Annotated in this window: 20 protein-coding genes; 10 read left to right on the top strand and 10 right to left on the bottom strand. The window is 68.8% G+C overall.

The window, feature by feature from the left end; genetic code table 11:
• Positions 1-8: 8 nt before the first annotated feature.
• The 6 genes from nuoI to nuoN are packed head-to-tail and all read left to right on the top strand — an operon-like array spanning position 9 to position 6,929.
• A complete protein-coding gene (gene nuoI, locus SCNU_RS07375; protein ID WP_050792789.1) occupies positions 9-521 on the top strand; it encodes an NADH-quinone oxidoreductase subunit NuoI in 513 nt (170 codons plus the stop codon).
• Positions 518-1,366, top strand: a complete 849-nt coding sequence (locus SCNU_RS07370; RefSeq protein WP_009678727.1) for an NADH-quinone oxidoreductase subunit J — start codon at positions 518-520, stop codon at positions 1,364-1,366. The genes nuoI and SCNU_RS07370 overlap by 4 nt, the downstream gene beginning before the upstream one ends.
• Positions 1,363-1,662, top strand: a complete 300-nt coding sequence (gene nuoK, locus SCNU_RS07365; RefSeq protein WP_009678726.1) for an NADH-quinone oxidoreductase subunit NuoK — start codon at positions 1,363-1,365, stop codon at positions 1,660-1,662. Before SCNU_RS07370 ends, nuoK begins: the two co-directional genes overlap by 4 nt.
• Positions 1,663-1,666: 4 nt before the next feature.
• The gene (gene nuoL, locus SCNU_RS07360) at positions 1,667-3,568 is read left to right on the top strand and encodes an NADH-quinone oxidoreductase subunit L (protein WP_009678725.1); all 1,902 of its coding nucleotides are present in this window, start codon (positions 1,667-1,669) and stop codon (positions 3,566-3,568) included.
• Positions 3,565-5,232, top strand: a complete 1,668-nt coding sequence (locus tag SCNU_RS07355) for an NADH-quinone oxidoreductase subunit M (protein WP_009678724.1) — start codon at positions 3,565-3,567, stop codon at positions 5,230-5,232. The genes nuoL and SCNU_RS07355 overlap by 4 nt, the downstream gene beginning before the upstream one ends.
• On the top strand, positions 5,229-6,929 hold the full coding sequence (nuoN, locus tag SCNU_RS07350; RefSeq protein ID WP_009678723.1) for an NADH-quinone oxidoreductase subunit NuoN: 1,701 nt from the start codon (positions 5,229-5,231) through the stop codon (positions 6,927-6,929). The genes SCNU_RS07355 and nuoN overlap by 4 nt, the downstream gene beginning before the upstream one ends.
• Positions 6,930-6,951: 22 nt before the next feature.
• Here the strand turns inward: nuoN and SCNU_RS07345 are convergent, their stop codons facing one another.
• Positions 6,952-7,224, bottom strand: a complete 273-nt coding sequence (locus SCNU_RS07345) for a type II toxin-antitoxin system RelE family toxin (protein ID WP_040517953.1) — start codon at positions 7,222-7,224, stop codon at positions 6,952-6,954.
• Complete coding sequence (locus SCNU_RS07340; protein ID WP_009678721.1) at positions 7,221-7,493, bottom strand: type II toxin-antitoxin system Phd/YefM family antitoxin; 273 nt, start codon at positions 7,491-7,493, stop codon at positions 7,221-7,223. Before SCNU_RS07340 ends, SCNU_RS07345 begins: the two co-directional genes overlap by 4 nt.
• A gap of 270 nt (positions 7,494-7,763) precedes the next feature.
• On the opposite strand from SCNU_RS07340, the gene SCNU_RS07335 reads away from it, so the two are divergent.
• Complete coding sequence (locus SCNU_RS07335; RefSeq protein WP_009678720.1) at positions 7,764-9,242, top strand: HNH endonuclease signature motif containing protein; 1,479 nt, start codon at positions 7,764-7,766, stop codon at positions 9,240-9,242.
• 33 nt (positions 9,243-9,275) lie between these two features.
• On the opposite strand, the gene SCNU_RS07330 is transcribed toward SCNU_RS07335, so the two are convergent.
• From SCNU_RS07330 to SCNU_RS07305, 6 genes are all read right to left on the bottom strand, one after another.
• Positions 9,276-9,761: an NUDIX domain-containing protein gene (locus SCNU_RS07330; protein ID WP_040518000.1), complete on the bottom strand. Its 486-nt coding sequence runs from the start codon at positions 9,759-9,761 to the stop codon at positions 9,276-9,278.
• 10 nt (positions 9,762-9,771) lie between these two features.
• Positions 9,772-10,092 (bottom strand): 4a-hydroxytetrahydrobiopterin dehydratase, encoded by a 321-nt coding sequence (locus tag SCNU_RS07325; protein ID WP_009678718.1) that lies wholly within the window; start codon positions 10,090-10,092, stop codon positions 9,772-9,774.
• 52 nt (positions 10,093-10,144) lie between these two features.
• Positions 10,145-11,077 (bottom strand): esterase/lipase family protein, encoded by a 933-nt coding sequence (locus tag SCNU_RS07320; protein ID WP_009678717.1) that lies wholly within the window; start codon positions 11,075-11,077, stop codon positions 10,145-10,147.
• A gap of 17 nt (positions 11,078-11,094) precedes the next feature.
• Positions 11,095-11,646 carry a GNAT family N-acetyltransferase gene (locus SCNU_RS07315; RefSeq protein ID WP_009678716.1) on the bottom strand — a complete coding sequence of 184 codons (552 nt, stop codon included), beginning with the start codon at positions 11,644-11,646 and terminating at the stop codon, positions 11,095-11,097.
• A 74-nt stretch (positions 11,647-11,720) separates the two neighbouring features.
• Positions 11,721-12,488, bottom strand: a complete 768-nt coding sequence (locus SCNU_RS07310) for a crotonase/enoyl-CoA hydratase family protein (RefSeq protein WP_009678715.1) — start codon at positions 12,486-12,488, stop codon at positions 11,721-11,723.
• A 39-nt stretch (positions 12,489-12,527) separates the two neighbouring features.
• Positions 12,528-14,045, bottom strand: coding sequence for a class I adenylate-forming enzyme family protein (locus SCNU_RS07305; protein ID WP_040517999.1), 1,518 nt, complete (start codon positions 14,043-14,045; stop codon positions 12,528-12,530).
• An 88-nt stretch (positions 14,046-14,133) separates the two neighbouring features.
• Between SCNU_RS07305 and SCNU_RS07300 the strand changes: the two genes are divergently transcribed.
• The 3 genes from SCNU_RS07300 to SCNU_RS07290 all read left to right on the top strand — a co-directional run bounded on the left by SCNU_RS07300 (position 14,134) and on the right by SCNU_RS07290 (position 17,074).
• On the top strand, positions 14,134-14,715 hold the full coding sequence (locus SCNU_RS07300) for a TetR/AcrR family transcriptional regulator (RefSeq protein ID WP_139025871.1): 582 nt from the start codon (positions 14,134-14,136) through the stop codon (positions 14,713-14,715).
• Between the two features lie 13 nt (positions 14,716-14,728).
• Positions 14,729-15,937 (top strand): acetyl-CoA C-acetyltransferase, encoded by a 1,209-nt coding sequence (locus SCNU_RS07295; protein WP_009678712.1) that lies wholly within the window; start codon positions 14,729-14,731, stop codon positions 15,935-15,937.
• Positions 15,938-16,105: 168 nt separating this feature from the next.
• Entirely contained in the window at positions 16,106-17,074 is a 969-nt protein-coding gene (locus tag SCNU_RS07290) for an acyl-CoA thioesterase (protein ID WP_009678711.1), read from the top strand.
• Between the two features lie 41 nt (positions 17,075-17,115).
• Here SCNU_RS07290 and SCNU_RS07285 read toward each other — a convergent pair whose 3' ends face one another.
• Complete coding sequence (locus SCNU_RS07285) at positions 17,116-18,135, bottom strand: LLM class flavin-dependent oxidoreductase (RefSeq protein ID WP_009678710.1); 1,020 nt, start codon at positions 18,133-18,135, stop codon at positions 17,116-17,118.
• 7 nt (positions 18,136-18,142) lie between these two features.
• Positions 18,143-18,811 carry a hypothetical protein gene (locus SCNU_RS07280; protein ID WP_009678709.1) on the bottom strand — a complete coding sequence of 223 codons (669 nt, stop codon included), beginning with the start codon at positions 18,809-18,811 and terminating at the stop codon, positions 18,143-18,145.
• Between the last annotated feature and the right edge of the window lie 101 nt (positions 18,812-18,912).

Below are 18,912 nucleotides of genomic sequence, written 5' to 3'. Positions count from 1 at the left end.
TCTCCGGAATGTTCCGCAAGACCGTCACCGAGCAGTACCCGGAGCAGAAGGAACCGACGTCGCGCCGCTACCACGGCAGGCATCAGCTGAACCGCTACGACGATGGACTGGAGAAGTGCATCGGCTGCGAGCTGTGCGCGTGGGCGTGCCCGGCCGACGCGATCTACGTCGAGGGCGCCGACAACACCGACGACGAACGCTATTCGCCCGGCGAGCGTTACGGCCGCGTCTACCAGATCAACTACCTGAGGTGCATCGGCTGCGGCCTGTGCATCGAGGCGTGCCCCACCCGCGCGCTGACGATGACCAACGACTACGAGATGGCCGGACCGTCGCGCGCCGGAATGATCTACGAGAAGGATCAATTGCTCGCGCCGATGGAACCGGGCATGACGCCGGCCCCGCACGCGATGGCCGACGGTGCGCGCGCTGAGAACTACTATCGCGGCGACGTCGGCGCAGAGGGCTTGAAGACCAGCGGCTTGACGAGCACCGACAAGCAGAACAGCGGCGACGCATGACGGCAGCGCTGCTCGCTCAGGAACTGACCCGCACCTCCGGCACCGAGGCGGTGACGTTCTGGGTACTCGGGGCGGTCGTGGTGATCGGCGCGCTCGGCGTGGTGCTCAGTCCCAAGGCCGTGTACTCCGCGGTCTTCCTCGCAATGACGATGATCATCCTCGCCGTCTTCTACGTGATGCAGGGCGCGCTGTTCCTCGGAGTGGTCCAAGTCGTGGTCTACACCGGCGCGGTGATGATGCTGTTCCTGTTCGTCCTCATGCTCATCGGCGTGGACTCGTCCGAATCGCTGGTCGAGTCGATCCGGGGACAGCGGCTCGCGGCCGCGGGCCTCGGTCTGGGGTTCGCGGTGCTGCTGATCGCGGCGATCGGCAGCGCCACTCTCGCCGTCTTCGTCGGCGCCCCCGATTTCAGCCACGGGACCGCACCGGGAGGCCCTTCGACGGAGCTCAGGACAGGCGGGAATCAGAACATCCGCGCGCTCGCCGAACTGATCTTCGGCCGCTACCTGTGGGCGTTCGAGCTGACCGGCGCGCTGCTGATCACCGCCACGCTCGGCGCGATGGTGCTGGCACACCGTCAGCGGTTCGGCCCGCGGAACGGCCAACGCGAACAGTCCGTCGAGCGGTTCTCGTCCGGCGCGCACGCCACGCCGCTTCCGCCGCCCGGGGTGTACGCCCGGCACAACGCCGTCGACGTGCCCGCGCGCGAGCCCGACGGCAGCCCCTCACGCCTGTCGGTGAACGCGAACCTCACCGCACGAGAACTGTTGGCGAGCGGCGCCGCCGAGGCGATCGAACCGGATCGCGGATCGAGCGCCGATTCCGAGTTGGAGGACCATCGATGAACCCGGCGAACTACCTGTACCTCGCCGCACTGCTGTTCGCGATCGGCGCCTCGGGGGTCCTGCTCCGACGCAATGCGATCGTGGTGTTCATGTGCGTGGAGCTGATGCTCAACGCGGGCAACCTCTCGTTCGTCACCTTCGCTCGCATGCACGGCAGCCTCGACGGCCAGGTGATCGCCTTCTTCACGATGGTCGTGGCCGCCGCCGAGGTCGTCGTCGGACTGGCGATCATCATGATGATCTTCCGGACACGGAGATCGGCCTCGGTCGACGACGCGAACCTGCTGAGGCGGTGAGGCGATGAGCCACGACCTGTCCGGAGCGCTCCTCTGGTTGATTCCCGGACTGCCCGCGCTCGGCGCGCTCTTCCTCCTGCTCGCCGGTCGTCGCACCGACCGCTGGGGTCACCTCCTCGCGACGGGCCTGGCGGCCGTCGCCGCCGTGCTCGGCATCGCGATGTGGATCGGCATGATCGGCCGCGACGACGCCTCCCGCACCGTCACCAGCGGAAGCTACCGGTGGATCACCGCCGGCAGTTTCAGCGTCGACGCCTCGCTGCGGCTCGACCAGCTGTCGATGTGCTTCGTCCTGCTGATCACCGTCGTCGGAACCCTGATCCACATCTATTCGATCGGCTACATGGCCGACGACCCCGGCCGCAGAAGGTTCTTCGCATACTTGAACCTCTTCGTCGCGGCGATGCTGTTGCTCGTCCTCGCCGACAGCTACCTCGGCCTGTACTTCGGCTGGGAGGGCGTCGGGCTCGCGTCGTACCTGCTGATCGGCTTCTGGCAGCACAAGCCGAGCGCCGCGACCGCCGCGAAGAAGGCTTTCGTGATGAACCGCGTCGGTGACATCGGCATGGTGATCGCGCTCGCGATCATGTTCGCGACCTTCGGCTCGGTCAGCTTCGACGGCGTCTTTTCCGGCGCGGCCGGCACGAGCGAGGCGACGCTGACCGCCATCTGCTTCATGCTCCTGCTCGGCGCGTGCGCCAAGTCCGCCCAGGTGCCGCTGCAGGCCTGGCTCGGCGACGCGATGGAGGGCCCGACACCGGTCTCGGCACTCATCCACGCCGCGACCATGGTCACCGCTGGCGTCTACCTCATCACCAGGTCCGCACCGCTGTTCGACCTCGCCCCGAACGCACAGACCGGCGTCCTCGTCATCGGCGCCGTCACCCTGCTGTTCGGCGCGATCATCGGCTGCGCCAAGGACGACATCAAGAAGGCGCTCGCCGCGTCCACGATGAGCCAGATCGGCTACATGGTGCTGGCGGCCGGTCTCGGTCCGGCCGGCTACGCGTTCGCGATCATGCACCTGCTGACCCACGGGTTCTTCAAGGCCGGCCTGTTCCTCGGATCCGGGTCGGTGATGCACGCGATGAACGACGAGACCGACATGCGTCGCTACGGCGGACTGCGGGCGGTCATGCCGATCACGTTCGTGACGTTCGGCCTCGGGTATCTGGCGATCATCGGCGTGCCGCCGTTCGCCGGCTTCTACTCCAAGGACCGCATCATCGAGGCGGCCTTCGGCGACGGTGGGCTGCGCGGCTGGCTGCTCGGGATCGTCACCGTCCTCGGCGCCGGGATCACCGCGTTCTACATGACACGCGTGATGATCATGACGTTCTTCGGTGATCGGCGATGGCAGCCCGAGAGCAAGCCGCACGAGGCACCGCGGTCGATGACCTGGCCGATGATCGTGCTCGCCGTGGGGTCGGTCCTGTCGGGCGGGCTGCTCGCGATCGGCGGAACCCTGGCCGACTTCCTGGCGCCGGTCGTCGGCTCGGCGCCCGAGTCGGCCGGTCCGCTGCCCGCGTGGGCGATCACGGTGGTCGTGCTGGCGGTCGTGGTCGTCGGCGCGGCGATCGCCTGGCGTCGGTACGGCCGCGCAGAGGTGCCGACGACGGCGCCCGACGACGTCTCGGCGCTCACCGTCGCAGCCCGGGCCGACCTGTACGGCGACGCCTTCAACGAACGCGTCTTCGCCGGGCCCGGTCAGCAACTCACCGCGGCGCTGGTCGACGTCGAGGATCGCGGACTCGGTGCCGTCCCGGCCGAGATCGGCGCGGGCGTGACGGCCTTGTCTCGGGTGTCCAGAGGCGCGCAGAACGGCTTCGTTCGGTCGTACGCCCTGTCGATTCTCGCGGGCACCGTCGTGGTGACCGCCCTGACCCTGGTGGTGAGCGCACTGTGAACGCGACAGCGACCCTGACAGAGACGGCAGCCCTGACTGATTCGACGCCCGTGCCCTGGCTGACCGTCCTGTGGCTGCTGCCTGCGGTCGCCTCGGTGGTCGTGATGCTGCTGCCGGCCGACCGCGGTGACAACGCCAAGAAGGTCGGTCTGGGCGCCGCGCTCCTGACACTGGTGTGGGCCGTGGTGGTGGCGACGGAGTTCTCGTCGAACGCCGGCGGCTTCCAACTCGTCGAGGACGTCAGCTGGATCCCGGCCTTCGGGGCGCGCTACACCCTCGCGCTCGACGGCGTCGGCCTCGCGCTGATCCTGCTGACCGCGGTCCTGACGCCGATCCTGCTGCTCGCCGGATGGCGGGACGCCGACCCCGGCGACACCGGGCCGAGTTCGCGGGCGCGCCGCGTGCACATCTACGTCGCGTTGATGCTCGCGGTCGAGGCCATGGTCCTGATGAGCTTCGTCGCCACCGACGTCCTGATGTTCTACATCTTCTTCGAGGCGATGCTGGTGCCGATGTACTTCCTCATCGGCGGCTTCGGCCGCGCGACGGAGGAGGTTCGATCCCGGGCCGCGGTGAAGTTCCTGCTCTACAACCTGTTCGGCGGCCTCATCATGCTGGCCGCAGTGATCGGACTGTACGTGGTGAGCGCGCGATCGGGTCTCGGTCCCGACGGCAACGGCACCTTCGACTTCACCGAGCTGGCGGCCGCGGCCGCGAACGGCAGGCTCGACGCGTCATCGACCACCTTGAATCTGCTGTTCCTCGGCTTCCTGTTCGCGTTCGCGGTGAAGGCCCCGCTCTGGCCGCTGCACGCCTGGCTCCCCGACGCCGCGGTCTCCACCACCCCGGCGGCGGCGGTCATGATGATGGCGGTGATGGACAAGGTCGGCACCTTCGCGATGCTCCGCTTCTGCATCGGTCTGTTCCCCGACGCGTCGGCCACCTTCGCGCCGTGGATCTCGGCGCTGGCGGTGGTGAGCATCGTCTACGGCGCGGTCTGCGCGATCGGTCAGCGCGACGTGATGCGGCTGATCGCCTACACCTCGATCTCGCACTTCGGGTTCATCGTGCTGGGCGTCTTCGCCCTCACCACGCAGGGCCAGTCCGGTTCCGCGCTGTACATGGTGAACCACGGGCTCTCGACGGCGGCGCTCTTCCTGATCGCCGGGTTCCTGGTCAGCCAGCGTGGCAGCGCGCTGATCGCCGATTACGGCGGCGTCCAGAAGATCGCACCCGTCCTGGCGGGCACGTTCCTGATCGCCGGCCTCGCGACCCTCTCCCTGCCCGGCCTGGCCCCGTTCGTCAGCGAGTTCCTCGTCGTCATCGGCACTTTCACCCGTTACCCGGTCGCGGCGATCATCGCGTCGTCCGCACTGGTCCTGTCCGCCGTGTACATCCTGTGGACCTACCAGCGAATGATGGGCGGTCCGGAGCGGTTGAGCGCCACCGTCGATGCGGCGTCGACGCCGCCGATCCGGGATCTCGACCTGCGGCAGAAGGCGGTGGTGGCGCCACTGCTCGTCGGGCTTCTGGTGCTGGGATTCTTCCCGCGACTGGTGCTGGACTACATCGATCCGGCGGTGGCCGCCAATCCGGTCGAGATGATGTGCGTGAACGCCGAGTGCACACCCGTCGCAGACGCCGATGAAGGGGGCCGACCATGATCGCCGTCGCAACCGCCGGTCCGACCGCGCTGACAGTCGATCCCCACAGCATCGACTACTTCCGGCTCTCTCCGATGCTGATCGTGTTCGGTGCGGCGGTGGTCGCGGTCCTCGTGGAGGCGTTCGCCGGTAAGAACGTGCGCTACCGGGTGCAGCTCTGGCTCGCGGGCGGCGGACTCGTCGCTGCGTTCGTCGCGCTGATGTTCGTCACCGCGTCCTACCGCCGCGACGGGGCCTCATCGGCGATGTCGGGCGCGGTCGTGATCGACGGCCCGACCCTGTTCCTGCAGGGCGCGATCCTGGTGGTCTCCCTCGGCTCGATCGCGGTGATGGGTGAACGACGCCTCGACCGGGTGTGGGCACCCCTGGAGATCCGCACGGCTGCCGGCGAGCGGATCGCGGTCGGCGGCTCAGGCGGCCCCGACACGCCCGACGACCCCGACGCCACGCTCCCCGCCGATGCGTTCACACCGTCCGGCGCGACCGTCCCGGGCTCCCCCGATGAGTTGATCGCCGGCCGGGCCGGCGCGATCACCACCGAGGTCTTCCCGCTCGCGCTGTTCGCGATCGGCGGCATGCTGCTGTTCGGAGCGTGCGGTGATCTGCTCACCATGTTCATCGCCCTCGAGGTGCTGTCGCTGCCGCTCTACGTGCTCTGCGGGCTGGCTCGTCGTCGCAGGCTGCTGTCGCAGGAGGCCTCCCTCAAGTACTTCCTGCTCGGTGCCTTCTCGTCCGCGATCTTCCTGTTCGGCGCGTCGTTCGCGTACGGTGCCACCGGATCGGTGTCGCTGGGCCAGATCGGTGCGGCGGTCGCCGGAAGCGGCCCCCAGCCGGCCGCCGACCGCACTCTGGCATTGCTTGCGCTGATGCTGATCGTCGTCGGACTGCTGTTCAAGGTCGGCGCCGTCCCGTTCGGGTCGTGGGTGCCGGACGTCTATCAGGGGGCACCCACGCCGGTCACCGCGCTGATGGCCTCGGCGACCAAGGTCGCCGCCTTCGGTGGGCTGCTGCGCGTGCTGCACGTGGGGTTCCCCGCGCTCCAGTCGGACTGGCGTCCCGCGCTCTGGGTGGTCGCGATCGCCACCATGGTCGTCGCGACGCTGATGGCCGTCACGCAAGCGGACATCAAGCGGATGCTCGCGTACTCATCGGTGAGTCACGTCGGGTTCGCGCTCGTCGGTGCCATCACCATCTCTCGAGCGGGCATCAGTTCGACGCTGTTCTACGTCGCCGCCTACGCGGTCAGCGCCTTCGGCGCGTTCGCGCTCCTGTCAGTGGTGCGAGACGGTACCGGGCGCGAGGCCACCGACATCGCGTCGTGGGCGGGGATCGGCCGCAGCCGCCCGCTCGTGGGCGCGATGCTGTCGCTGTTCCTGCTCGGCTTCGCAGGCATCCCGCTCACGAGTGGCTTCATCGCCAAGTTCGCGGTCTTCGGCGCGGCGGGCGCGGGCGGCGCGTGGCCGCTGGTGATCGTCGGCGTGATCTGCAGCGCGATCGCCGCCTATTTCTACATCCGGGTCATCGTCGCGATGTTCTTCACCGAGCCCCCGGCGGAGAACGCGCCGACGGTGGTGACCCCGAGCTTGCTGACGTCAGTCCCCATCGCGCTGTCCGCGATCATCACCCTGCTCCTCGGGGTCTTCCCGCAGTGGTTGCTCGATCTGGCGAACTCGGCCGCGCACTTCTTCGCGGGGTAGATAGTCGGCCTGCGAAGGGACACTAGGTGCGGTAGACGTGTGCTCGGTGGTTGATGTCAAGGATGACGATGATGTGCTTCGGTTCGTCGATACGGAGAAGGACTCGATAATCGCCGCGACGTGCCGATCGAGTTCCTTCGAGCTCGAATCGAAGTGGTTTGCTCAGCCGATAGGGATTCTCCGCGAGCGGCTCGGCGATGAACTGGACCACTGCGCGGACGATTCGTGGGGGCAGGCGTGCGAGTGCTCGTTTGGCCGCAGAAGCGAACTGGACGCCGTAGGGGTCGTCGCTCACTCCGCGATTCCGAGCTCCGCGCGCAGATCGGCGAGAGAGGTCGTTTGGCCGGACTCGTACTCGCGATCGCCGGCGTCGATGGTCTCTCGGATGCCGGGCTGGGACAGCCAGTGAATAGTCTCAGTGAGCTCTTCGAGGTCGTCCGCGGAGATGAGTACGGCGGCGGGCTTGCCGTGCTTCGTGATCGTGATGCGGTCATGCGTCTGTTCGGCACTGTCGACGAGTGCCGACAGGCGCGCCTTGGCTTCTCCGAGCGGTACCGTGGTCATGCAGAAATTATAGTCTGACTAATGGTCTCGTACCGACCGCGCCGCCAGGCGAGCGAGGGCAGTCCGCCTCGCGACGCTGGCGGCGCACTGGGATGCCGTGTAGGGGCACCGGGCTGGCACCGCGACGACGGCGCACCACGGCTACGTCCTGACTCCTGCAGCATGGCCCGAAGCGCAGGGACCCGGAATTGTCAGAGGCCGCGCTAGCGTTCAGACATAGATTCGAACGCCGGAGTGCAGGGTCCCGAGGGGGTGAGCCGGATGAGCGAGATGAGTCGCAGCGCAGTCGAATTGCCCGATGATCCGGCCGAGCTCGCCGCCCTGCTCGACGCGGTCGTCGCGCGGTTCGCGCGGGTGCCGCTGGCGGCGGTGTCCGAGGACGTGGTGCTGTCGGTGGCGGAGTCGTTGGAGCAGACACACCGCCGGTTCGACGGCGTCGATGCGGCGGTGCTGGTGGAGATCTCCGACCGCGGCGCCTACCGCAAGGCGGGGTATCTGTCGGTGCACTCCTACCTGGCGCAGGGACTGCGGCTGGGTGACGGAGCGGCGTCCCGGCGCCGTGCCAGTGCCGCGGGGATCGGGCGTTTCACCGCCATGACCGGCGAGACGTTGGCACCGGTCCTCCCGGACACCGCCGCCGCGGTCACCGAGGGTGCGATCGGCGCCGATCATGTGCGGGAGATCGATGCGGTGATGGACAAGATCCCGGCCGCGGTCGACGCCCAGACCCGGGCCCGGGCAGAGACCCAGCTGGCGACCGTCGCGCGGGAACTCAGCCCGAGCGGGCTCCGCGGGGCGGGCATCCGACTGCTGGCACATCTGGACCCGGACGGAGCTTTGACTAAGGAACGCGACCGCAAGCGCTGGCGCGGCCTGGCCCTCCTGCCGCAGGACCGTCAATTGATGAGCAAAGTCCGAGCCTCTCTGACGCCGGCGTTGCGGGCCGAGTTCGAGATCATGATCGGCTCCTGGGCCGCACCGGGAATGAACAACCCCGACGACCCGCAGTCCCCGGCCGGCGCCCTGGAAGCCGCGGACCCCGCAGTAGTGGCGGCCGCGGCCGAACGTGATGAGCGGACTGCGGCGCAGCGCACGCATGACGGGTTGCTGGCGGTGCTGCGATTCGTCCGGGCACACGGCGAAGCCAGCGGTACCGGCGGCGGCCGGTTGTCGTCGCAGTTAGTCATCACGGTCACCGACCGGGAACTGCGCGAGCATGCCGGGGTGGCGTTGACGGCGACGGGAACGCGGGTTCCGGTGGCCGATCTCGTGGAGGTCGCTGCGGAGGCGACACCGCATCTGGCCGTGTTCTCCCAGGCGACCGGCCAGCCGCTGTACCTGGGGCGGGGCCGCAGGTTGGCGTCGAAGGCGCAGCGGTTGATGTTGTTCGCGCGGGACCGCGGATGCACCGCACCCGGCTGCTCGGCACCGTTCGCGCGGACGCAGGCCCATCATTTCCCGGACTGGCAGGACGGCGGCCCGACCGACGTCGATCACCTCGGCGCCGCATGCGGGCGTCACAATCGGGCCGTCGGCAAGCGTCTCGGCGATTGGGAGACGATGATCCTGATCGACGGCCCACACGCCGGACGCGTCGCCTGGCGGCCGGTCGGCGAACGGCCCGGGCAGCGATGGCGGATCAACCAGATCCACCACGCCGAACTCCTCCCCGATCAGCGACCGCACGCACCGCCCGCACTCGACGCGTCCCGGGCCGAAGCGCATCTGGAGGCCGTGCTCGCCGCCTGACCCGACCAGCCATGGCCGGGCACTCGGGCGTGTCTAGGACTTCTGGAACGCCGCCTCGCCCGTGCCGGTGACCGCGAGTCGAATGCGCTCGCGCAGGTCGTCGGATGCCAGGTCGTCGAGGTCGTCGACCCGCCTCCACAGCACCTCGGTGAGTTCGCCGTCCGAGGGAACGGGCTCGCCGGCCATCCAGCGGCAGCGGAAGGTCAAGTCCAGGTAGTCCACCTGGTCCCCGTTGACGTGCGTGCGCCGCGGCAGTTGGTGCACCCACGCCAGGCGTTCCACCTCGATCTGTACGCCGGCCTCCTCCAGCGCCTCCCGAGCGGCGGCGACCGCGGGCTGCTCCCCCGGGTCGACGATTCCGGTGATCGGCGCGAGCGCACCGTTGTCGGCACGACGGCCGACGAGGACCAGGGTTCCGTCGGAGGTCTCACGCAGGATCACCGCGGTGACGCCGATGAGCACCAGCGGGTCGTGTCCGATGTGCTCGCGCAGTCGCAGGACGTAGTCGGGAGTCGGCATGACCGCCACGCTACGCGGGGCGGTCCCCCTCGATCCCCATCTCCTCGGCGATCCGGGAGATCTGCCGGGCCAGTCCGATGTCGAAAGTCGCCAACTGCCCCGCACTGTGCGTGACGAGTCGGAAGGTGACCGTGGGATAACGCAGGTCGATGTCCGGATGGTGGTTCACCTGCTCGGCCGCACCGACCACTGCCGTCACCAGCTCGAGGCCACGAACCATGTTGCCCGCTCGGTACGTCGCGGTGAGCATGCCGTCGGCCACCGACCACGCGGCCGGAGTCTGCGCGTCGGCGTCGGCATCTGTCACGGGTTCCGGCTGTTGGTCACTCATACCTTCGACGCTACGCTCGGCCGCGGGCGTCCTCACGGCTTCGGCCTAGGCGTCAGCCACCGGTCACCGGAGACACCGATACGCACGGCACCGGCCGCGGATGTGCGGGGTCGAGGGCGTTCAGCACGAGTGCGGCGCTGCGACGGTTCGAGGTGATCGACATATGGTCGGAATGATCGAGGGCGCAGCCGTTCTGGACGACGATGTTGCGCACCTGCGCGCCGGGCGGGCCGTCGAGCAGGCCCGCCGTGTAGGGGGTGACGATCTCGTCGTCGCGGGTCACGATGTTCGTGTACCGCACGCTCGGCAGGTACGGTGTCGGCTCCCGGACCGCCCGATTGAAGTTCACGTCCTTCGGCGGTGCCGTGCACTCCGGGCACGCCGGACGAACCGGTGCCGGAATCCCCAGTCGCGCACGGAACTCCGCGATGGCTTCGCCGCGCGCGTCGTCATCGTCGGGTCCCTGCCGCCAGTACGGAGCGAGAGACACGTAGTGGGCGACGTGCCCGCCGCCCCCGAGATACTTCATCCAATACGTCGGGATCTCGGTACCGAGCGAATGCCCGACGACGTCGACCTGCGCCGCTCCGGTCGCCGCCATCACCGAATCCATGAATCTCTTGACGTCCCACGCGCTGTCGAGTTTCGGGCCCAGACCGCCGAGCGCCGACGCCGGCCACTGCTGAGCGAGTGCACCGTATGTCGGTGCGAAGACGCAGTAACCCTCGTTCTTGAGGACCGCGGCCAGCGTCGCCCAGTTGGTCTGCCTGCCGCCGCCGCTGCCGTGCACCAGGACCACCGGTCGAGGGTGCCGCGCCGTCGGCCGGCACGCGAAGTCGTTCGTCCCCGGCAGCGACCCGCCCGGATTCGACAGTTCGGCCCGGATCCCGTCGAGGAAGTCGTAGGCGACCGGCAGCTTCGGTGCGGCGTCGGCCGTTGCGGCGCCGCCCGCGACCAGCAGCACTACTGCCGCCAGCACCGCCATCCACCGCGCCGTCATCGTCAGGCCCGACGCTCGGCGGCCAGGTAATCGTTCTGGAAGATGCCCATGCGGGTGGCGTCGCGGTAGGCGCCGTCGGCGAAGAACTCGCTGCGCAGGACGCCTTCGACGATGAACCCCGCCTTCTCGTACACGTGGATCGCCGCGGCGTTCTCGGTATCGACCAGCAGATACACCTTGTGCAGGTTCAGCGCGCGGAAGGCGAAGTCGAGAGCGCCCCGCGTCGCAGCCCCGGCGTATCCGCGGCCCTGCTCGCCCGGCGCGATGATGATCTGGAACTCGCAGTTCCGGTGCACGTGATCGATGTAGACCAGCTCCACCAGGCCCACACGACGGCCGGCCGCTTCCACGATGAACCGGCGTTCGCGGTCGCCACCACGCTGCTGCTGGGCGAATGTCTCCTCGAGGTCGGTGAGGGTGACATGCGCGGGCTCGAACCAGTAGCGCATCACGTCGGGATCGTTGAACAGTCCGTGGACGAATGCCAGGTCCGCCCGTTCCAGAGCCCGGAGTCTCGGCGCGGCGAAGGTCTCCGAAATCGTAGCGTCAGCCATGGCTTCGACCCTACTGCCGCCGACGCCGGGACGGGAGTGGCGACACGAGGACCGGCGACCGGTGGCCGGTCGCCTCAGATGTCGTCGAACGATCCACCGCGGCCCTTGCCCGAGGCGAACCGTCCCGCACCGCCCACGCCGTCGGACTGGAGCGACGTCATCCCGATGGCGAACTCGCGACGCAGTGCCGCCTCCTCGGTGTCCGACCACTGGGCCCGCGCCGAACGACGGTCGCCGCGCATGCACGTGGCGGGCATGCGAGCGATGTCGTGGGCGAGCGCGACGGCCGCCTCGCGCGCGGTGCCGGACGGAACCACGCGGTTCACGAGGCCGAATCCCAGCGCCTCCTCGGCGCCGATCGGCCGACCGGTCAGGATCAGATCCATCGCGCGGCTGTGACCGATCAGCCTGGGTAGCCGGATGGTCCCGCCGTCGATCAACGGCACGCCCCAACGACGGCAGAAGACACCGAGGGTGGCGTCCTCGTCGGCGACGCGGAGGTCGCACCAGATCGCGAGTTCCAGTCCACCGGCCACCGCGTGACCGTTGATCGCCGCGATCACCGGCTTGTCGAGGTCTATCCGCGTCGGCCCCATCGGCCCGTCGCCCTCCAGGGTGAGCGGGTTGCTGCGATCGGTGTCGACGGCCTTCAGATCCGCGCCCGCACAGAACGACGGACCGTCGCCGGCGAGCACCGCGACCTGTGCGTCGGAGGCCTCGAACTCCCGGAACGCGTCGGCCAGTTCCCGCGACATGTTGCCGTCCACCGCGTTGTGGCGGTCGGTCCGGGCCATGACGATCAGCGTCACCGCCCCGTCGCGCTCGATCCTGATGTCAGTCACCGTCGTTCCTCCTGTCGTCGAGGGTTCTTCATCGCCGTCTCACTTGTCCCAGAGCGGTTCGCGGAGTGCGCGTCGCAGGATCTTGCCGACCGCCGACTTCGGGATCGCGTCGACGAACTCCACGGTCTTCGGAGCCTTATGCGCCGCGATCCGGGAGCGGACGTGCGCGATCAGTTCCTCCGAGGTGACCTCGGCACCCGGTTCGACGGTGACGAACGCGGTCACCGCCTCCACCCATTTGTCGTCGGGCGCGCCGACGACCGCGCACTCGGCGACCGCCGGATGCGACGACAGCGCGTCCTCCACTTCACGCGGGTACACGTTGTAGCCGCCGGTGATGATCATGTCGCTGGTGCGGTCCACCAGGAACAGGTAGCCGCGATCGTCGAACCGCGCGAGATCGCGGGTACGCACCCAGCCGTCGGTGGTGAACGTCGCCTCGTTGAGTTCGTCTGCCTCGAAGTACCCGGCCATCTGGAACGGCGCCTTGAGGGTGATCTCGCCGATCTCACCGTGCGGAACCTCCCGGCCGTCGTCGCCGACGAGCTTGAGCTCCACGTCGCTGGCGGGCATGCCGCATGCTCCCCACAGGGATCGGTCGGCGTGCGCGTGTTCGTCGAGCACGGCGATCACCAGTGGCGATTCCGTCTGGCCGTAGTACTGGGCGAGAATCGGCCCGAACGCGTCCATGGAACGTTCCAGAACCGGCTTCGGCATCGGGCTCGCACCGTAGATCACCTTCCGCAGGGAACTCAGGTCCGCTCCGTCGAGCACGCCGCTGCTCAGCAGCATGGCGAACATCGTCGGCACCAGGTTGATCTCGGTGACGCGGTAGCGGCCGATCGCCGCGACGAATGCGGCGGGATCGAAGCCGGGCAGGATCGCCGACGCTCCGCCTCTGATCCAGTACGGCAGGACGAACGTCCCACTCGCGTGGATGAGGGACGCGGCGTGCAGCATCACCGAATCCGGCCGCGGGTTCAGCAGGTTCGCGAGGATGTTGGAGCAGATGGCCCCGTACGACGCCTGCGTGTGAATCACTGCCTTGAGCGTTCCGGTGGTGCCCGAGGTGTACAGCATCAGCGTCGGATCCTCGGGTGCCAGTTCGACGTCCGGTTCGCCGATCAGTCCGTCCGCGGGTGCCAGCAGATCTCCGCCGGACGCCGGGGTGCCGAGGCCGAGGATCCGCAGTCCCGGAATGCGCGAGCCCAGTTCGGCGGCTCGGCCGATCAGGGATTCGTCGGCGACGACGACGGTCGCGTGCGCCCCCTCGAGCATCTTCGTGTGCTCGTCGAGCGAGAGCCTCGAGTTGAGTGGGACGCGGACCACGCCGGCCTTGATCGCCGCGAAGTCCATCGGCACCGAGTCCAGACCGTTGTTGACCAGCAGCGCCACATGGGTCCCCTTGGCGATGCCCGCCTCGATGAGCCGATGCGCGATGAGGTTTGCACGCTCATTCACCTCGCGGAAGGTGAGGACGTCGTCGCCGACGTACACCGCGGGGCGATCGGCGTGCGCCAGCGCGCCCCGCCGGATATGCGTTGCTGCCAAGGTCATGGTGCGCTCCTTCGACTCCGTTTTCGGCCCGACCACGTCGGCCATAAACAGATCATTTGGTCTGTTTATCTTCTGACAAGATTGTGACGTGAGCAACGAGCCCCGTCAAGAGCGCGCAGTGCGCACCCGCGAGCAGATCCTCACCGGCGCCGTCGACGTCCTGGTCGAGCACGGCTACGCCGGGATGACGATGCAGCGGGTGCAGTCGGCAGCCGGAGTCACCCGTGGAGCGCTGACTCACCACTTCAAGTCGATGACCCAGATCGCCGTCGCAGCAGTCGATTTCATCGCCGCGAACCAGGCTGACGAGATCCGCGACGCGATCGCGCCGGGCATGTCGATCGACGACGCGGTGGAGGTGATCCACGAGATCACGCGTCGTCCCACGTACGTCGCCGGACTGCAGCTGTGGAGCGCGGCCCGCACCGAACCCGCCCTGCGGGAGGCCCTGCAGCCCGGCGCCCACCAGCTCTTCGTCGAGCTCCAGCAGACCTTGGCCCCGTTCGTCGACGACCTCGATGAGCAGCGTTTCACGATCTTCCTCGACGGCCTCCTCAGCCTCCTCCGCGGGCTGGCCATCGGCGCGGTGCTCCGCGACCGACCCGACCGCGAGAAGCAGGTGCTGGCTGCATGGCTGACGATTTTCGCTTCGAACGGACAGCCCGCGTGACAGGGTGACAGACATGCGCGATGTCGTGATCTGCGAACCGGTCCGGACGCCGATCGGCCGGTACGGCGGATCGCTGGCGTCGCTGACCGCCGCAGAGCTCGGCGAGATCGCCCTTCGCGCCCTCCTGGAGCGGACGAGCGTCGAACCCGCGACCATCGACGACGTGATCCTCGGCAACGTCTACCCGACCAGTGAGGCACCCGCCATCGGCCGGGTGGTGGCGCTCGACGCCGGTCTTCCGGTCACCGCGCCCGGCGCACAGGTCGACCGCCGCTGCGGCTCCGGCCTGTACTCCGTCGTCATGGCCGGGATGCAGGTGGCGACGGGCGCCGACGATCTCGTGGTCGCCGGCGGCGCCGAGTCCATGAGCAACGTGCCGTTCTACAGCACGGAGATGCGTTGGGGCGTCCGCGGACCGGACGTCGCCCTCCACGACGGCCTCGCCCGCGGACGAGTGACGGCGGGCGGTCGCAACCATCCGGTCCCCGGCGGCATGCTGGAGACCGCCGAGAATCTCCGCCGACAGTACGAGATCTCGCGCGACGATCAGGATGCCCTCGCAGTCGAGTCGCATCGTCGTGCGGTCGCAGCTCAGCGGGCGGGGATCTTCGCCGAGGAGATCGTTCCGGTCACCGTCTCGACCGGGAAGGGCGAGGTGATCGTCGACCGCGATGAGCACCCGAGGGCCGACACCACCCTCGAACGTCTCGCCGCGCTGCGGCCGTTGCTCCTGAAATCGGATCCCGAGGCGACGGTCACGGCCGGCAATGCGAGCGGACAGAACGATGCTGCCGCCGTCTGCCTCGTCACCCATCCCGACCACGCCGAGAAGGTCGGCCTGCGGCCCATCGCCCGACTGGTGTCGTGGGCCGTCGCCGGCGTCGATCCCGCCTACATGGGCATCGGGCCCGTCCCCGCCACCGAGGCGGCACTCGCCCGTGCGGGCCTGTCGATGGCAGACATGGACCTGATCGAGCTGAACGAGGCCTTCGCCGCGCAGGCGCTCGCGTGCACCCGCGAATGGGGTTTGGGTGCAGACGATTTCGCGCGACTCAACGTCAACGGTTCGGGAATCTCCCTCGGCCACCCCGTCGGCGCGACGGGCACGCGCATGCTCGGAACGCTCGCCCGCGAGCTGGAACGTCGCGACGCGCTGTACGGCCTTGCGACCATGTGCATCGGCGGCGGTCAGGGGCTCGCCGCGATCATCCAGCGCGTCTGACGGAGCGCCGGTCCGCAGTAAGCGGTCGTCGACCCCGCAGCGTCCGATTTACCCCTGCATGTCCCAGATATTTCGCCGCTGTCACCGAATCCTCGCCGCCCGGCCCCGCCCCGCGGTGCGTTCAACGAGTGGTTCACGATTGCTCGACCACCAGCGAGGAGGACACACATGCAGACAACCGATCGCCGGATCACGCTTCGGTTCATGGCCGCACCGACCGACGTCGCCACTCTCGGCGGCGGGGTCCGAGGCGGACGGATTCTCGAATGGGTCGACAAAGCCGCCTACGCCTGCGCCGCCGCGTGGTCCGGCGGCTACAGCGTGACCGCCTACGTCGGGAACATCAGTTTCGGCCGGGACATCGCGTCCGGTGACGTCGTCGAGGTGACGGCGACCCTAGTGCACACCGGCCGGTCGAGCATGCACATCGAATGCCGTGTGGCGTCGGCGGATCCGCGGCGGGGTCAGTTCACCGAAGCCAGCCGGTGCATGCTCGTGTTCGTGGCCGTCGACGACGAGGGCAGGCCCACCGCGGTCCGGCAGTGGCACCCGTCGAGCCCCGAGGACGTCGCCCGATCCGACCACGCCGCCCGACGCACCCGAGTGCGCGAGCGGATCACCGCGGCGATGTCCACCGCGGACTACGAGGCCCCGTCCACGGCCCCCGAGGCGTCGACCAGATTCCTCGCCGCCCCCACCGACGTCAACTGGGGCGGCAACACCCACGGCGGCCGGGTGATGGGATGGATCGACGACGTCGCATACCTGTGCGGCACTCAGTGGTGCCGCGGCGAAGCCGTCACCGTCTACATGGGCGGCGTCCGGTTCTACGAGCCGATCCGGATCGGCCAGGTGGTCGAGACCTCGGCACGACTGATTCACACGGGCCGCCAGACGATGCACGTCTCGGTGCACGTGTACGCGTACTGGCCACGCGACGGCAGGCGCGACCGCCGGCTCACCGCGCACAGCCTCACCGTGCTGGCAGCGCTCGACGAGCACGGCGACGCGACCGCCACCCCGGAGTGGATCCCGAAACTTCCCGGAGACGTCGCGCTCGACGCTCACGCGCGCGAACTCATCGTGATCCGCGGCCAGCGCCGACCGGCCCGCGAGCACCGAATGGTGGAGATCTGACGGCGCGGCCCTCCACCTTCCGTACCCGCCGTCGGGTCATCTCACCGCCAGCCGAGCGCCGGCGCGACCTCCGTCAGGATCGACTCGATCACGTGCGCGTTGTAGTCGACGCCGAGCTGGTTGGGCACCGTCAGCAACAGGGTGTCCGCCGCTGCGATCGCCTCGTCCTCGCGGAGCTGCTCGATCAGCTTGTCCGGCTCATCGGCGTACGACTTTCCGAACCGCGCGACGCCGCCGTCGATGTGACCGACTTGGTCGGAGCCGCCTCGTTCGCGTCCGAAGTAGGCCCGATCCGTGTCGCTCGTCAGCGCGAAGATGCTGCGGCTCACCGAGACTCGCGGCTCACGGTCGAAGCCCTGCGCCTTCCATTCGTCGCGGAAGCGGTGGATCTGCTCGGCCTGCAGCTGGTGAAACGGGACGCCGGTGTCCTCGGTCAACAGCGTCGAGCTCATCAGGTTCAGGCCCTGCCGCGCCGTCCACTCCGCGGTGGCCCGGCTTCCGGCGCCCCACCAGATGCGGTCACGGAGCGTCGGCGAATGCGGTTCGACGCGCAGCAGTCCGGGCGGATTGGGGAACATCGGCTGCGGGTTGGGCCGGGCGAAGCCCTCCCCCTCGAGCACCTTGAGGAAGACGCCCGTGTGCTGGCGCGCCATGTCGGCATCGGACTGATCGTCGCCGGGCAGGTACCCGAAGTACTTGTATCCCTCGATCACCTGCTCCGGCGATCCGCGCGAGATGCCGAGTTGCAGACGGCCCTCCGAGATCAAGTCCGCGGCGCCGGCGTCCTCGGCCATGTACAGCGGGTTCTCGTAACGCATGTCGATGACGCCGGTGCCGATCTCGATGCGGCTCGTCTTCGCACCGATCGCCGACAGCAGCGGGAACGGCGAGCCGAGCTGCTGGGCGAAGTGGTGCACCCGGAAGTAGGCGCCGTCGGCGCCGAGCTCTTCCACGGCGACGGCCAGGTCGATGGACTGGAGCAGCGCGTCCGACGCCGACCGCACCTGGGAGCCCGGTGCGTCGGACCAGTGCCCGAAGGAGAGGAATCCGATGTTCTTCACGGGTGGTTCAGCGCGTGTGGCGACGCCAGTATTCCGCCGGCCGAGCCAGTGCGACCACCCGCGCGGCGGCGAACGTCGCCGCCAGGACCAGACCTACTGCGACGACGACAGCGATCCACGTCGACTCCGACGTGGTGAAGTCGAGCAACCACGCAACGCCGACACCCGCGGCCGTGGCGAGCGCACCGCCCGGGATCAGGGCTATGGCGGTGGTGCGGACGGTCGCCCGGGCCGTGACGTCCTGCGACAGTCGGAGAACGAGCGCCACCGCGGCCAGCGCAAGCACATACGCGACGACCGCGCAGGCGGCGTAGACACCCAGGATCACCGCGGGCGCCGGAGCCGAGTCGAATACCCCGCCGAACGCCACTCCCACCGCGATCGCGAGACCCACCGCAGCCCCGGCGATCCCAGCGACCACGACACGCACGAGCCTGTTACCCGGCGGCCCCGACATCGTGAAACCGAGAAGTCGGAGGCTCGCGCCCACCACTCCGCCGACGACTGTTCCGAGGAGCGTCGTCGCCCACAGCGGATCGACGCCCGCGTAGCCGAGAGACGAGCCGCTCACGTACGACGCTTCAAACGTGACGCCCGGCCCGTACGCACCGCCGAGCGTTGAAACCAGCAGCGCCACAAGCGCGCCCAACACTGCGAATCCCACCGTCTGCCTCACGCGTGTCCTCCCCTGTGCGTCTCGGTCACCCTATCCGACCTGACCTGATCGGACGGGTCGTCGCGTTCGCTGGTTTTGCCGGAGAGCCTGCTCGGGGCCTG

Source organism: Gordonia neofelifaecis NRRL B-59395, from assembly GCF_000192435.1.
Taxonomy (GTDB): domain Bacteria; phylum Actinomycetota; class Actinomycetes; order Mycobacteriales; family Mycobacteriaceae; genus Gordonia; species Gordonia neofelifaecis.
This window is presented reverse-complemented; position numbering and strand designations above follow the sequence as displayed.

Bases quoted from the DNA above. Each gene is read 5' to 3' on its own strand.
- nuoI (WP_050792789.1), top strand. From the start codon at position 9: ATGTTCCGCAAGACCGTCACCGAGCAGTACCCGGAGCAGAAGGAACCG.
- SCNU_RS07370 (WP_009678727.1), top strand. From the start codon at position 518: ATGACGGCAGCGCTGCTCGCTCAGGAACTGACCCGCACCTCCGGCACC.
- nuoK (WP_009678726.1), top strand. From the start codon at position 1,363: ATGAACCCGGCGAACTACCTGTACCTCGCCGCACTGCTGTTCGCGATC.
- nuoL (WP_009678725.1), top strand. From the start codon at position 1,667: ATGAGCCACGACCTGTCCGGAGCGCTCCTCTGGTTGATTCCCGGACTG.
- nuoN (WP_009678723.1), top strand. From the start codon at position 5,229: ATGATCGCCGTCGCAACCGCCGGTCCGACCGCGCTGACAGTCGATCCC.
- SCNU_RS07340 (WP_009678721.1), bottom strand. From the start codon at position 7,493: ATGACCACGGTACCGCTCGGAGAAGCCAAGGCGCGCCTGTCGGCACTC.
- SCNU_RS07335 (WP_009678720.1), top strand. From the start codon at position 7,764: ATGAGTCGCAGCGCAGTCGAATTGCCCGATGATCCGGCCGAGCTCGCC.
- SCNU_RS07330 (WP_040518000.1), bottom strand. From the start codon at position 9,761: ATGCCGACTCCCGACTACGTCCTGCGACTGCGCGAGCACATCGGACAC.
- SCNU_RS07325 (WP_009678718.1), bottom strand. From the start codon at position 10,092: ATGAGTGACCAACAGCCGGAACCCGTGACAGATGCCGACGCCGACGCG.
- SCNU_RS07320 (WP_009678717.1), bottom strand. From the start codon at position 11,077: ATGGCGGTGCTGGCGGCAGTAGTGCTGCTGGTCGCGGGCGGCGCCGCA.
- SCNU_RS07315 (WP_009678716.1), bottom strand. From the start codon at position 11,646: ATGGCTGACGCTACGATTTCGGAGACCTTCGCCGCGCCGAGACTCCGG.
- SCNU_RS07305 (WP_040517999.1), bottom strand. From the start codon at position 14,045: ATGACCTTGGCAGCAACGCATATCCGGCGGGGCGCGCTGGCGCACGCC.
- SCNU_RS07295 (WP_009678712.1), top strand. From the start codon at position 14,729: ATGCGCGATGTCGTGATCTGCGAACCGGTCCGGACGCCGATCGGCCGG.
- SCNU_RS07290 (WP_009678711.1), top strand. From the start codon at position 16,106: ATGCAGACAACCGATCGCCGGATCACGCTTCGGTTCATGGCCGCACCG.